11 protein-coding genes and 1 pseudogene are annotated in these 14,254 nt (G+C 38.9%); 7 read left to right on the forward strand and 5 right to left on the reverse strand.

Going from position 1 to position 14,254, the window contains the following annotated elements; genetic code table 11:
• Nucleotides 1-43: 43 nt before the first annotated feature.
• Genes VSA01S_RS08200 through VSA01S_RS08210 form a run of 3 tightly spaced genes read right to left on the reverse strand, consistent with a single transcriptional unit; the run spans nt 44 to nt 4,228 of the window.
• Nucleotides 44-817, reverse strand: a complete 774-nt coding sequence (locus VSA01S_RS08200; protein WP_050567431.1) for an ADP-ribosyltransferase — start codon at nt 815-817, stop codon at nt 44-46.
• A gap of 7 nt (nt 818-824) precedes the next feature.
• The gene (locus tag VSA01S_RS08205) at nt 825-1,577 is read right to left on the reverse strand and encodes an ADP-ribosyltransferase (RefSeq protein WP_050567430.1); all 753 of its coding nucleotides are present in this window, start codon (nt 1,575-1,577) and stop codon (nt 825-827) included.
• A gap of 2 nt (nt 1,578-1,579) precedes the next feature.
• A complete protein-coding gene (locus VSA01S_RS08210; RefSeq protein ID WP_039982858.1) occupies nt 1,580-4,228 on the reverse strand; it encodes a hypothetical protein in 2,649 nt (882 codons plus the stop codon).
• Nucleotides 4,229-4,802: 574 nt separating this feature from the next.
• Between VSA01S_RS08210 and VSA01S_RS08215 the strand changes: the two genes are divergently transcribed.
• Complete coding sequence (locus VSA01S_RS08215) at nt 4,803-5,519, forward strand: DUF3581 domain-containing protein (protein ID WP_039980802.1); 717 nt, start codon at nt 4,803-4,805, stop codon at nt 5,517-5,519.
• Between the two features lie 37 nt (nt 5,520-5,556).
• Here the strand turns inward: VSA01S_RS08215 and VSA01S_RS08220 are convergent, their stop codons facing one another.
• A complete protein-coding gene (locus tag VSA01S_RS08220) occupies nt 5,557-6,018 on the reverse strand; it encodes a methyltransferase family protein (RefSeq protein ID WP_039980804.1) in 462 nt (153 codons plus the stop codon).
• Nucleotides 6,019-6,175: 157 nt separating this feature from the next.
• Entirely contained in the window at nt 6,176-9,223 is a 3,048-nt protein-coding gene (ydiJ, locus tag VSA01S_RS08225) for a D-2-hydroxyglutarate dehydrogenase YdiJ (protein WP_039980806.1), read from the reverse strand.
• A gap of 521 nt (nt 9,224-9,744) precedes the next feature.
• On the opposite strand from ydiJ, the pseudogene VSA01S_RS08230 reads away from it, so the two are divergent.
• The 6 genes and pseudogenes from VSA01S_RS08230 (at nt 9,745) to VSA01S_RS08255 (ending at nt 14,254) form a co-directional block, all read left to right on the forward strand.
• Nucleotides 9,745-10,331, forward strand: a pseudogene (locus tag VSA01S_RS08230) (DUF3334 family protein).
• Nucleotides 10,332-10,424: 93 nt separating this feature from the next.
• A complete protein-coding gene (locus tag VSA01S_RS08235; protein WP_039980807.1) occupies nt 10,425-11,114 on the forward strand; it encodes a DUF2786 domain-containing protein in 690 nt (229 codons plus the stop codon).
• Nucleotides 11,115-11,169: 55 nt separating this feature from the next.
• Nucleotides 11,170-11,838 (forward strand): YiaD family glycine zipper/OmpA-like lipoprotein, encoded by a 669-nt coding sequence (locus VSA01S_RS08240; RefSeq protein ID WP_039980809.1) that lies wholly within the window; start codon nt 11,170-11,172, stop codon nt 11,836-11,838.
• 165 nt (nt 11,839-12,003) lie between these two features.
• Nucleotides 12,004-13,005, forward strand: a complete 1,002-nt coding sequence (locus tag VSA01S_RS08245) for a J domain-containing protein (protein ID WP_050567325.1) — start codon at nt 12,004-12,006, stop codon at nt 13,003-13,005.
• 292 nt (nt 13,006-13,297) lie between these two features.
• On the forward strand, nt 13,298-13,483 hold the full coding sequence (locus VSA01S_RS08250; RefSeq protein WP_039980811.1) for a hypothetical protein: 186 nt from the start codon (nt 13,298-13,300) through the stop codon (nt 13,481-13,483).
• A 378-nt stretch (nt 13,484-13,861) separates the two neighbouring features.
• On the forward strand, nt 13,862-14,254 hold the full coding sequence (locus tag VSA01S_RS08255; protein ID WP_039980813.1) for a SulA-like leucine-rich domain-containing protein: 393 nt from the start codon (nt 13,862-13,864) through the stop codon (nt 14,252-14,254).

A 14,254-nucleotide genomic window follows, 5' to 3' on the forward strand; every position in this document is an offset into this window, starting at 1 on the left:
GATAAAGTACTTAATTATGAGAGGGCGTCACTTCAAAAATTATCTATAAACAAGTAATAAATGCTCTATTTTTTAATGCTATCTCTTCACCGCTGAAACTATCATAAAGATGTGTATCTGGATTAGCTCTCAAGTAGTTTCTAGGTTTTTTTATTTCTTTTAACTTTATATGATTCTTCTCATTAGAGTACCTTTTTATATCCTCAACTAAAAAATAGGTATCTGGTTTTGCTAATACTTCAGCCTCGTAATGTTTAAAGGTATACGCATTAATCGCTCGCCCAGAAGAGTTAAGATCAATCTTAAACTGTGCAGCAGAGACACCTTCATATACTTTACCTTTGGCAAAATCTCTTGCGACATTAGGAATTGTCGATGTAGATAAAAAAGCTTTTTCATGTAAGACATCTCCAACTTGAAGCTTATCAAGGAGTTGATTCTTAATTGATGAGCCACGATATACTGTCCCCTTATAATTTGGTAATTTTTTCATGACATTCCTAAGATGCTTTACTCGATTTTTTAACCTTACTCCATAACCTGGCATTAAAAACTCTTCCGGTTCACCAGCTCTCATATACTCATTAATCAAATCATGATCAACACGTCCATAACTTTCTATCGCAAAATATTCTTCTTCAACCATCTTGGTTTCTGCTTTTGCATGTTTAATCATTACCCATTGCATTAAATCGCCAGCCATTTCTTCTTGTTCAATATGAGTTAACATACGACCTTCAAATTCAGAAAAGTCCTCTGCAAACACTAAATGGAATGTGAACACTAATGACAACATTATTAAATTTAGTCTACTCATTTCTTTATCACCCACAAATGTATGCTTGTAAGAGAGAAGGCTTTGTCTTCTCTCCAGTAAATAGGTTATAGATATTCTGGCTTATGACTTTGTCGACTGACACAGTCTCTATTGCAATAAATGATGTTTTATGAAAGCTTTCTATATGAGTTATTCTGAAATAAGTGTTGGGAGGAAGTAAAACTTCCCCTTCACGGCTAAATTCAGATAGCCCGCCGAAAGCTTTACCTTTCTTATTTACTTTAACGGAATACCACACTCTTCGAACAGAATGCATGGTTTGTGGCCTAACGATTGCGAAACGTTTCGCAACCTCTGGAATCACTGTCATTGATGTAAAAGCTGGTTCCAGAACAACATCTCCAACACGTAATTTATCTAGTAAAGACTGTTTAATCCAACTTCCTCGATAAGCAATACCCTTATATTCAGGTAGTTTTTTCATTGCTGATTTAACTTTATTGGCGTATTTTCTTATACTAGATGCGGTACTCCAATCGGCGGCGTTAAGATTACGCAGGTATTCGTTAGTCATTTTATAGCCTGAAATAGAAAAGTCCTCTAAGGCTTCTTGTTCATTCTCCGTCATTAATTTATAACGCCAACCTCTTGCTTGATTAACCCATTCACTGAACTGCTCAATATCACTTTCTATTTGCTCTTGGCTTCGCATGGGATGTTTTAAAATATCTAAAGGGCTGGCAACAACAGATAAGCTAAGACAAACAGATACGAATAGAATGCAAACTGGATTGACCATGATTATACCTTAAACCAATAAGTTGGATTATTAGGACTAAGATCACAATTAATATTAAGTGAATTTTGTTTGATCACTCCAAATCTTAGGGCTCCAAATAATTCCAGTTGTTGGCGAACAAGACTATCAAACCACTCAGAAAAAGGATTCAACCAATACAGACTTTCATCTCCTGATACTTGCAATAAATCTTTCTTTATACTGGGGTAGAAAATCATGCATTTCCGACCAGCCAAACGTGTAAGTTGAGCATTATTTTGAATCAGCTTATCGATTTTTTCTCCAAGTTCAGAGTTAGCTTTAAATAAGTCATCAATTGACTTATGTAACTGTGCATCATAAGTAAAGCCTCTTTCATCTATGGTTGAATAATAACTTGAAAAGTCCTCATCAGTTGTTTGATACCTATCCAATGTCATATAACGTAATAAATGAGCTGGAAGAGGTTCAGAAAATAATCCAACTTCTCCATCCGCACTACCAGCATAATGACCTGTTGAATTTCTTTGAGTATGAATGATTGCAACATAGCGCTGAAAATCGCCTATTTGAGATGATAACCATGCTTGACCATTTCGGTCTGCGACAGTCAATGCTTCTAATATACGTGTTTTCACGATACCTTTTGCAATAGGTAGACTTTGCTCTAAATTATTTATATTTAAATTAGAGTTTTTCAAAGCAGAAGCAATTAAAGGGGCTTGAAGATCTAAATCGAAGCTACCTGGAAAAAGATAGCGATAAAAGCTTTTCGCGTGATTCGCTTGCCATTCACTTTCTAAAGCCAGAGGGATAAGAACTCGCAGCTTTTCCAGCCTATTCTTATGCACGTAATAGCCAGAGTTTTTAACTGTTTCATACCATTGCGCAATAAAATGCAAAGAGGAATCTCTAGATAAATGCTGTGAATTCAAATAATCACCTGACCAACCAGCACAACCATTTAACTGGCCACATTCACCTCTTAAATCTGCTGTTGAATCAAACAACCAATGAATAACTTGTTGTTTATGCACTCTGGCAATATTAAGCATTCTTTGTTTTTGCGAATAACTGACGATCTGCTGTTCAAGCCAAGCTTCTTCATCCATACTGTTCCAACCATTCGCAAGCAATGAATTTAAAGTTTGTAACAACACTTGCTCCACAACTATTTGGTCTGGCATCACCATATTAGCAATTGCTGCAACTTTGTTAGAGTCGTAATATTCTATTTTAGCTGGAATCCAGTCGTACTTTTTACACCCAACGAAATTTGGATCACCTCCCAAAATACCTATGCTGACACATTTTCTATAACCTTTTTGAAGAATGAACTCACGCTTATTTTGCTCAGTTTGTGTCGCTGCTCGGCCAAAAATACTACGCGACATCTCGTCAATAGCTAAATAATCTGCTTGAGCAACAAAATATTGATGTGCTTGAATAATAGAACCCGAATCAAATAACTTTTGGATTGCTAAACGACCTTCTGCTCGCATCTCTTCTATAAGCTTAGTTTTAATTCTTTCAAGTTGATCATTCGCTGCCTCAACAATTTTAATTTTTGCATCTAACGTATTTTTATAAAGGCGATGCAACTCTAAACGGCTTAACCCATCAAAATTTTCATTTCTTAAATCGTCTAGCAAATTGATGGCTAAATCTAATTGTTCTTGCTGGCAAAGTTGTAAATTTGCTAATGCACGATTGGCTTCACGCTTTGTCGGTACCTGCATAGACGAACGATTACTGGCAGCTTGTTGAGGATAAAGGGCATACAATGCATCAACTTCTGTTCGGCAAGCTGAGCGTAAATCAGAAACAAAGTATTTTTGTTCTTCATGATCGAGTGCAAGTTGATGAAAAATAGTTTTATTGGTTTCACTCTCGACAGCACTAATAAGAGTTTCGACTAAATGAGTTTGTGCCTTCAATGCTTTTTGATATTGGTATTGATATTTGAGAGCAAGATCTGTGGCAAAGCCTTGAGCAAGAGATTCAAGCATTTGTTGTTGGCCTCTGGCCAAGTCTACCCAGTGCTGAATATCTTTTTTGTCTTGTTGAGTAATAATATTCTGATTTAATGTGAAGCTGTAATGCTTACCAGAAGCTACTTTATTCCATCTTGCCGTCAAAATTTGCCGATCGATTTCTCGCTCAGGTAACTTTAAAACACCAAACCAATCAATTAGACCCATAGTGGTTGCAAAACGGTCGTAAGAGGTTTGAGTTTCATCTTCAAAAGCATTAGCGACTTCATTTGCCCAAAGCCCTACTGCTACTGCATCACCTACAGGCCCAAGCACCTCCAACGCTTCTTTGGCAATACCAGCTGTCGAACGTCCTATGGTTGATAATAAGCTGCTCGCTTCTTTAGCTTCAAGGGCAATAGCACTTTCCGGGCCAGCTTCTAATAGTGAAGATGTCTGTGGGAAAACATCTTCAGTATCAATAATATTTGGCCTAATGTCCGCATGATGTTCAGGAGAAAAGTAAAATGGTTCCTCAGTGGAAATATCACCGCTGAATTTCTGATAATTTGCTTTTCTAATTTGATATAGTTCTTCAGCCTCAATTACCTTGTACTCATCCCCTAAATTACATGCTTGGAATGAAAAAGCATGTGGAGAAAGCACCAAAAAGACCAATCCCCATTGAGAAATCTTCATTTTATTACCCTCATTACGTTATCGGAATTTCGATTAGGCTTTGTCTGTATGTCCAAAGAGAACATACCATTTAAGTAATATCTTTATCTAACGACGTATGTCTTTATTTAAAAAACACCTTTAACTAAAAATCATATTAGATAATGTTAAAAAACTTAATTAGAGTATTTATTATAAGAATAAACATTATAAAAATTAAAAAAACAATAAAAAAGCCTAATACTTGGGACAGTAGCACATAAAGGCAAGCAATGTTAATTAATTTATTGCTTTTGATTTAATCAACATTTTTACTTTCCCTTCAATAAAATTGAAAATATACTTCTTGAAATTTTTAGCTCTACACTATTAATAAAATCAACAATACTCACACCCATCATTAATAACTTTATTGTAAATAATAAATTTTAGAATAATTAAAAACAAGATCACATACTATTACTTTTTCAACTATTCTTATTGTTATTTTTAAATTCGACTTATGATTTATAATTTAATTTTTAACTGGATGGACCATTTCAGAACGAAGATTCACCTATAATCCCTGATAGTTTTAGTTACTATACGTAGGATTATGTTTTTAGAACCTTATTTTTCTAGCGATACTGGGCAATTTCAATTTACTCGTGAACAAGCCAGTCATTTTGCGAAACGCATCGCAGGAGATTACAACCCCATCCACGATGAAGACAACAAACGTTTCTGTGTTCCTGGTGACTTACTCTTTGCCGTTTTACTTAGTAAGGAAGGAATCAGCCAAAAAATGCGTTTTGAGTTTTCCGGTATGGTAAGCGATGGTGTTGCACTTCATATCGAAGAACAGTCTTCGACTGACAGTGTTGTTGTCGACTGTAACAAGAAAGAATACCTTCATATGCAACACGAAGGTAAGACTAGCCATGATCCCGACTTTATAGAGCACGTGGTTACTAATTATGTCCAATTTTCAGGAATGAACTTTCCACACATCATGGTTCCTCTAATGGAAGAGAAACAAATGATGATTAATTGCCAGCGTCCCTTAGTTATTTATGAGAGCATGGAAGTCGAGTTCTCGCGCTTGGATCTCACTCACCCAGAAGTAGAATTCACCAATGCAACATTTGATGTGGAAGGTAAACGCGGTATCGTGACGCTTAATTTTACTTTCAAAGAGTCTGGTGTTCTAGTTGGTAAGGGTTTAAAACGTATGGTCGCTAGTGGCTTAAAACCTTACGACAAAGAAGCTGTCGATGATCTGGTTGAACGCTTTAACTCTAGAAAGGAAGCTTTTCTAGCAAAATTCAGCTAAAGATTAAGTTGCCACCAGCTAAAGTACATCATTGCCATTAAAACCAGCGATGAACTTTACCTTTGTATTCTAGATATTTAGAACCAAATAAAGTTTCCAGAGCCCTCTCCTCTGGCTTTATTTGAAAACGATTGAGATAAGAAACAAACAGTATACCGACTAAAAACACACTTAAGTGCTCCCACCACAAGCCCAATGCAATAAGCAGCAGTAACATAGCCAGATACATTGGATTCCTCGTATAAGAAAAAACACCGGTGCAGACCATTGTCGAAGCCAACTCAGGCTTTATCGGATTGGTTGTGGTTTTTATCTTACGAAATTCGTGTACTGCCGCACCGCCGATCAGAAGCGCTGCCACAACGAATAAGAAAGAGGTCATGTGCAAAAATGGCACCGTAACTTGAAAACTGGGGGCAAGTGATTTCAGGCCATACATCAATAAGATCGAGAGCAAAAAGACGGCAATTGGTGGGACTTTAAGTTCGAGTTTTTTCATGTTTCATATCCTTATGAAATTAGTCCTGTGATGCTAGGCTTATCCACTGAGTTTTCTATACTAAACGAAGTAACCTCAAGATGCTTGGTACCAAGCATCTGAGGTCAGTTGGGGATATCTACAAATAAGCTTCATTACAGCCCAACATAGGGGCTCATTACTCAAATAATGTCAGTAAAGCTTGTACAGGATGCTTAGGAGTGACCTCTTCAAAGCGTTTGACTTGGCTGCGGCAAGAATACCCCGTCATCAAACATCTTTCTTTGTCTCGGCTTTCTAAGTTAGGCTTCCAGCTCAAACCATAAATATCTTTCGACATAGTAAACTTGTCGGCTTCATGACCAAACGTCCCAGCCATTCCGCAACATCCAACAGGCACAACATTAAGTACTGCGCCAAAATGAGCAAAGATAACACCCCACTCTTTTTCAGCGTTAGGCATTTTGGTTTTTTCAGTACAATGAGCAAACAAAAACCAAGGTGTTTTGTCAGCGGATCTCGTCTGTTTATGCTCATCAAACTGTTCAATTCTTGGAAACAACCATTCATGCGCAGTGAGTACTTCAAAGTTACCTCGTTGAGAACCTAACACTTCTTGATACTCGTCCCGGTAACAAAGAACTAAAGCTGGGTCGACGCCCACGAGAGGAATATCTAGATTGGCCACCATATCTAAAAACCGTGCAGTATCTTGAGCTGTGTTCTGAAATTGGCGCAAAAAGCCTTTAACATGCTGAGCCTTACCATTCGGCCTAAATGGCAATAAAATTGGCTGCATGCCTAAGTGCTTTAATAATTTAATGAAGTCTTCGACCACTTCAGCATCATAAAAGCTCGTGAATGGGTCTTGGACAATCAAAACATGCTTTTGCTTATCCTGAGATGACAATCCACTCAAGTACTGTAAGTCATAAGCTGTCGTCAATGAGGCCACACGTTGTTGCAATGTTGGTGTCGATAACAGCGGTGCATCTAAATAACCAATACTAGAAGCCGTGACATTCTTAACCCAATTTTGCTTTAACAGACTGTTTACCGTATTCGGCGCTTTGGCTATCAGAGGCAATATGGTTTCAATATGAGAGACAAAATAGTCTTTCAAAGGACGCTGATATCTTGTGTGATAAATATTCAGGAATCGAGAGCGAAAACTTGGTACATCGACTTTAATCGGACACTGACTTGCACAAGCTTTACAAGCTAAACAACCGTTCATGGCCTCATACACTTCATGTGAGAAATCGTACTCATGACGTCGATTGATCGAATGACGGACTCGATCAATCATGGTTTTTATCGAGGACTGTTTTGCTAATGTTTGCTTTTCTAAATCAAGAATATCGATCCCCTGCTCGGTCAATTGACGAAGCCATTCTCGAACCAAGCCCGCTCTTCCTTTTGGAGAATGGCGGCGATCTGCGCTCACTTTCATCGAAGGGCACATTGGCGAGCTGGTATCATAGTTAAAACACAGCCCATTACCGTTACATTCCATCGCTTGCTTAAAACTATCACGGACACGCACATCGATCTGACGGTCAAAATAGCCACGCTTGGTATCACTCACTTTTACCAACTCAGCATCAGTGTCAAGTGGAGTACATATTTTGCCTGGGTTCATTTTATTTTGTGGGTCAAACGCCGCTTTGATACGGCGCAGTTCATTGAACAATTCAGCGCCAAAGAACTCGGGCCCATATTGTGAGCGAAATCCTTTACCGTGTTCCCCCCACATTAAACCGCCGTATTTAGCCACCAGCTTGACCACTTCATCCGAGACTTCATGCATCAATGCTTCTTGCCTAGGATCACACAAGTCAAGAGCGGGACGAACATGAAGCACCCCAGCATCCACATGACCAAACATGCCATAGTCGAGTGATTTTTGGTCGAGTAATTGACGAAACTCTGCGATAAAGTCCGCTAAATGTTCCGGTGGAACGCAAGTATCCTCGGCAAAAGCAACAGGCTTGGCACGGCCTTTTGCAGCGCCCAATAACCCTACGGCTTTCTTGCGCATGGTGTAGATACGACCGATGCTCGCAACGTCACTGCAAACCTGATATCCAATAATTCCAGCGTCTTCTGTCTTAATCATTGTATCAAGCTTGGCTGTTAACTCCGCCACTTGCTGGTTGACTTCATGCTCATCTTGCCCAGCATATTCAACCATATTAATGCCATCCATTGTTTTACCCGGCACATCGGTGAGTAAGTCACTCACGGTATGCCAAACAATGTCTTGCTTTGCTAAGTTAAGTACTTTTGAGTCAATCGTTTCTACAGACAGTGCCTTGGCTTCGACCATCAATGGGGCATTCCGGAGCGCAGAGTCAAAGCTGTTATATTTAACGTTGACTAAGGTCCTAGCTTTAGGAATGGGGGTAAGATTGAGTTTAGCTTCGGTAATAAACGCTAAAGATCCTTCAGCACCACATAATACTCGAGTGATATCAAAGCGGTCATTGGCTTCATTCAAAGCATTTTTTAAATCATACCCGGTTAAAAAGCGATTTAATGGCGGAAACTTTTCTTTAATTTGTTGGCGATGCTCACGACAAACATGCTCGGTTACTTTATAAGCACCGGCAGCGAGATCATTGTCACTATTTAAGCCTTGTGAAAGATCCGTTTCAAGGACAGAGCCATCAACCAATACCGCTTGAAGCGAGAGAACATGGTCAGAGGTTTTCCCATACTTTAACGAGCCTTGTCCAGATGCATCCGTGTTGATCATCCCACCTATAGTAGCTCGGTTACTGGTGGATAAATCAGGTGAGAAGAAATAACCATAAGGTCGAACGGCATCATTAAGTTGATCCTTAATCACCCCTGTTTGAACACGAACCCAGCCTTCTGTTTCGTTAATTTCCAAGATATTGTTCATGTAACGTGATAAGTCGACCACGATGCCTTGAGTCAATGACTGGCCATTCGTCCCTGTACCACCACCACGAGGAGAAAAAGTAATTCGATCGTAACAGGCTTGTTTACTCAACTCTCCAAGGCGAACCACGTCTTTGGTATTTCTAGGGAAGATAACCGCCTGTGGTAATTGCTGATAAACACTATTATCTGTGGAAACAGCAAGACGACTGGCATAATGGCTTTCAATATCGCCGCTGAAACTCACTCGTTCCAATTCTTCAAGAAAACGAACAACAAGTGGGTCAACATCGGTTTGTGAGTGTAATCTTGGTAACATTTGCTTCCTGCTCCCTACTGCGCTGATTCCGATCAGACTATGGGTCTCGAGTAAATCACAATGGTTTTTTGCCTGAGTTTTCATGGACGACACAGACAAACTTTATTTTGTTTGTATTCAGAGTATTCAGCGTTCATTTAAAGAAATGTATAGTGATAGACAGCCGAATATACATACTACATCTACTACCTCCAATATAAGAACACCTGAACATAAAACCTCAGCCAGTTGAATAATTTACTTTACAACATTTGAAAATACGATGAAATCAGAAAGTATCTTCAAGCGGCTTAAAGATGCTTGCTTCAGAGCGATGTCACTAACTCAAATTCTAAGAAGACATTATTAACTCCTCCAATAATTACCCACGCAAGAGTGCCTCCTCGCCACTTTCTAGCTCATTGACACTCTCGAAAAGCCAAGTTATTCGGTTCTATGCTAAATTTAGTAACTACGTTCTTATTTTTTAGAGCTCAGTACCGAAAATTAAACATTTACTCTCTTATTTTATGATTTTTTCGATGATGAAAAATAAAACCATTACCATAGTCGATATCCTACCCAAGCTATGACAATCTGCTTCAGGTGTCCTTAGTACGGCGATTCTTCAATAATTAATTACTCCGCAATGGTGCAAAAGATCAATAAAGCCAGCCTAAAAACCGATTTTGGTTGTTTTGTTCCATTTTATTGTACGTTTAGTGGTCTTGTTGTAGTGAATTTTACATCCAAAATTACATTAGAATTGTTCAAGTTATATGAAAAAAAGGCATATCTGAAGATGAACTTACCATGACTCATACATCTAACGAAGTTGGTGATGTTCTGGGCGAATTAATCAATCAATTTGTGGGTAATTTTACCGATAGAATTCGTAAAGAATTACAAATCCACATCACTCAAAATCAACCTAAATGTTGACCATAACTAAGCAAGGCGAGTGACCTTTTAAAGCGAAAGCAACGATATCTTTTATCTAGAAGTTGCAGAAGACGTGAATCCATATGAACAGTTAGAAGCAACACAAAATAAGGTATCAACTGTGATAAAAAAGACGAACATTACGCAAGAAGATGCGTACGATTTACTCAATCAATTAGAGATATAGTTAATTTGGTTTACCTTCTGTTATTCCGTTTCTTTGTTAAAAAAGGTAAAATGTTCGACTCAGTAAATTTCCTGCTCTTGGTTCTGGTCTTAGATGGATAAACAAAAAGCTCTGAAAAAAATCGCCAAGTGTTTAGAACTAGGCAACTCCGCCAACGTTAATGAGGCTGCAAATGCGATAAAAATGGCGCATCGTCTCATGCTCAAATATGGCTTAGACAAAGATGATATTGAGTTTATCAAAATGGGAAAAACTCAATCCTCTCATTTGTTGCCCGCTAATGTCGGTTCTACACTATTAAGAGTAATTCGTGGCATAAACTCTAAGTTCGGTGTCGAGGCAGTGTTGTTGAATCACAAAGGCCTAAAGCGAGTCGAGTTTATTGGTGAAGCTGACCGGGCCATTTTTGCTGCTTTTGCTTTTGATATTATTTATCGTGAAATGAACGAAAGTACAGGCCAGTTCCGTAATAGCTTTTCCGGTACAGGAACTTCTACGCAAGAAGTCAGTAGACGAGTTAACTCTTTTGTTTCTGGTTGGGTCGAAGGGGCTTTGGAAAAATTACCTGAAATTACACCAGATGAAGAGTCTGCCAATAAGATCAATAACTACATTGATAAAGAATTTAAAAACATTGACCGAGAAACATTTAAAAAGCAACTCAAAGAAGCGATGAAGAATCTCACCGCAGACTACGAAGTTGGTTTAAAAAAAGGTCGTAAGGTTTCTGTAAACCGCGGTGTTGGCGGTGAGCAAAAACGTAAAATGTTAGGTAAATCCTAACCCGATATACTTGCAATGAGGCTCACTTGCCTCAGTTTTATACGGAGATATTCCTTTGAAAAAGATGTCTATCGCACTGGCAGTAATGCTTGCATTAACGGGCTGTCAAGCCACCCAACGTCAGAACGCAACCACTGGTGAATACGAAACTAACTCAACAACAACAGGCGCGATCATTGGAGCCATTGCAGGGGCTGCGATTGGTATTGCCACTGGTGATAACGCTAAAGAACGTCGCAAAGGTGCTATGATTGGTGCAGCAGCTGGCGGTGCTACTGGCGCTGGAGTTGGTTACTACTTTGACCGACAAGAAGCAGAATTACGCCGTGCACTATTAAACTCTGGTGTACAGGTTCAGCGTATTGGTGACAATCAACTGCTACTTCGTATGGAAAACGGCATCGGTTTTTCCTCTAATTCATACCAACTAGACTCCACTATACATAACACTCTTCGCGGTGTGGCTCGTATCTTAGTAGAATACCCAGACACTAGCCTAGTCATTAATGGTTACACTGACAGCACAGGTAGTGACTCTTACAACCAACAACTTTCTGAGCGTCGTGCCGAGTCAGTGCGTCAATTCCTAGTATCACAAAACGTTGCACCAGGCCGTGCAATCGCTCGTGGCTATGGTGAGCGTAACCCAATTTGCTCAAACAAAAATGCTCAAGGCCGAGCTTGTAACCGTCGCGTAGAAATCCAGATATTACCGCTACGATAAAATCACTGCACCGTATACCTCTTGGGTCTACGGTGCAACTACCAAGCTGAAGCTGTTCCGGCGGTTCAAAGAACACCATGAGCACGCTCTGTACACCCCGTTTATATTACCACAGTCAATTTCACTTGTTCTTTAATACCAGAACAAATAACACCTGAATTCACTATGCTTTTAAGACTTTTTACTGTTATTTTTTTAGTCAGCGGCTGCTTTTTTTACCTTGCTGTTGCTAATGAGCTAACAGAGAAAGTGAATACCTCCACCAAACTAACTGAACAACAAACGTCATACATTGTGAGCCTGCCTAGCCATCCTAAAGGCGAGTTAACACTCTCGCCCCAATCAGGTAACTTATCCACTCAAATACAACCAGTCCGAGAATTAACTGAAACCTCTACACGACACATCGATACAAAACAATTACTTTTCGATGCCGTATCTAAAGCACTCAATGACTCTAGTGATCGAGGTATGTTATTGGCTGATTTGCTCAACCATAATTCTCATAAAATCACTTTAGCGGATTTAACGGACACTTTTTATCAGTTTGCTGCACAAAATAATCCACAAGCCAAACAAAGCTACCATCAGTTTTTGCAGCAACGCTTTGATGAGCTACGCGCTAAACAGTTGGCTGATATTGCTCAGCTCGACAAGCAAGCGATTCAAAAAGAGGTATTACACCCAGTTCAATCCATACAACCGCTGTTAATAACACAAGTAGACTCAACAAAGAACAGCCTGTTAACAGAAAATATGCTTGATGCTTCTCTTTTTGGGATAACTTTGTTGTGTCTGGTCGGCTCTGTGATTATATTCAAAACACGTAAGAGATATTTAAAAGCATCAGTCGAATCAGATCAAAAAACCTCTCCGTTACTACGACAAAATGAGCAATTGAAAACACTTATTCAGCAACTGAGATACAGGTTTGAAAAACTGCTAGAAGAATATAACAAACTAAAAATTCAACAAGAACAAAAAGATATCGCTTTGGCATGTGCTCTATTCGGCTATTCACCAGAGCAAATTCCTAATCACACCGCAATAAAAAGACGCTACAGACAGTTATCTAAAATCTACCACCCTGATTCAGGGGGGTCTGATCAAGAAATGAAACGCTTAAACCAATCAATGAAGCTTATTTCGAACATTCATCGTTCTTAATAAAATGTTAAAAAAGTATGTAAGCAACATGACACTAACTTTAAATACGCCGCATTACTAATGATAAAACACTTCGCAATCGATATCCTTCTCAAAGAACTTCACTGTTGTTTAATCGAATTAACTCTTCTGTGTAATAATATCAGATGAAAATAATTCTAATCAAAGCAATTGATAATTTTTATACCCTAGTAACCTCAAGAGACGTGGTACCACAGCGTGAAAACGGCGCTTAGCAAGTACTTCTACTTTAACTCAGGTAACGCGGTATATAGCCAATGAGGAAAAATGAATGTTTACTGAAGAAGGCACCTGCGATTGGTGCAAACAACTAAGTTTTGTCACCCGATTGAGTTACTTTGATGGTAAGTATCACCATTCTTGCCAATCATGCCACCCAATGGCCAAAATTGATGTCCAACAGTTTAACCAAGGTGAACAACAAATGCGTGAACGAATAGCAAGGCGAGCAGGATAGCTTTTATTCAATTCTTCATGGGCGCTCAGTTCCAAGGCGCCTTTTTAGTTAAGATAGCGACTTGTCCATTTAACTCTTCAAAGTATAAAGCAATTACAGTAAACCTGAACACTATGCTGACAAAACCTGTATAAAAGTGACTTGAATTACTTACACAGGAAAAGACACAAGACCAGATTAACATAAATATTGCTCATTAGCGCACTATAAACATCCTCCAACCAAATATCTCAAAAGCAAACCTATAGCTCACATAAATCAATTAACAAATTAATCAAATAAGAATCATCGAATTGCTTTCTCTGCTTCAAAAAGCTTGATCGAATAGCAAAAAACAACTACTGTATACACATACAGCATGTATAAAGGAACAGTAAAATGCAATTTAATACTCAAGCTCATACATACTCTCGTTACAACAGATTAGCCCAGTCAACTCATCCTTTAATGGGTGCAGATCAATTGCTATCTCAACTAGCGACTCTGTCTCTACAACGTCAGTGGATCTTGTTTACAGCAGAGTGTCAGCGCCCCGATTATGAGCAACTGTCTTCTTTTAACATTCGCTGTCAGCATATTCTGCAAATTAATCGCTCTCATACACTCTCAGAAGTCGAGATAGTTATCAAAGCGATCCAATCCGGCAATGCATGTGCGGTTGTTGCCTCTAATACCATCTGTTCTGAAAGACAATCTTATTTGCGTCATTTCGCACAGCGCTACCAATGTGAAGTCTTTTTCGTCGAAGGCAGAGTTAATAAGTACCATTAA

The sequence above is a fragment of the Vibrio sagamiensis NBRC 104589 genome, assembly GCF_007990935.1.
Lineage (GTDB): Bacteria > Pseudomonadota > Gammaproteobacteria > Enterobacterales > Vibrionaceae > Vibrio > Vibrio sagamiensis.

Coding starts and splice junctions, on each gene's coding strand:
- VSA01S_RS08200 (WP_050567431.1), bottom strand. CDS start 817: ATGAGTAGACTAAATTTAATAATGTTGTCATTAGTGTTCACATTCCAT.
- VSA01S_RS08205 (WP_050567430.1), bottom strand. CDS start 1,577: ATGGTCAATCCAGTTTGCATTCTATTCGTATCTGTTTGTCTTAGCTTA.
- VSA01S_RS08210 (WP_039982858.1), bottom strand. CDS start 4,228: ATGAAGATTTCTCAATGGGGATTGGTCTTTTTGGTGCTTTCTCCACAT.
- VSA01S_RS08215 (WP_039980802.1), top strand. CDS start 4,803: ATGTTTTTAGAACCTTATTTTTCTAGCGATACTGGGCAATTTCAATTT.
- VSA01S_RS08220 (WP_039980804.1), bottom strand. CDS start 6,018: ATGAAAAAACTCGAACTTAAAGTCCCACCAATTGCCGTCTTTTTGCTC.
- ydiJ (WP_039980806.1), bottom strand. CDS start 9,223: ATGTTACCAAGATTACACTCACAAACCGATGTTGACCCACTTGTTGTT.
- VSA01S_RS08235 (WP_039980807.1), top strand. CDS start 10,425: ATGGATAAACAAAAAGCTCTGAAAAAAATCGCCAAGTGTTTAGAACTA.
- VSA01S_RS08245 (WP_050567325.1), top strand. CDS start 12,004: ATGCTTTTAAGACTTTTTACTGTTATTTTTTTAGTCAGCGGCTGCTTT.
- VSA01S_RS08250 (WP_039980811.1), top strand. CDS start 13,298: ATGTTTACTGAAGAAGGCACCTGCGATTGGTGCAAACAACTAAGTTTT.
- VSA01S_RS08255 (WP_039980813.1), top strand. CDS start 13,862: ATGCAATTTAATACTCAAGCTCATACATACTCTCGTTACAACAGATTA.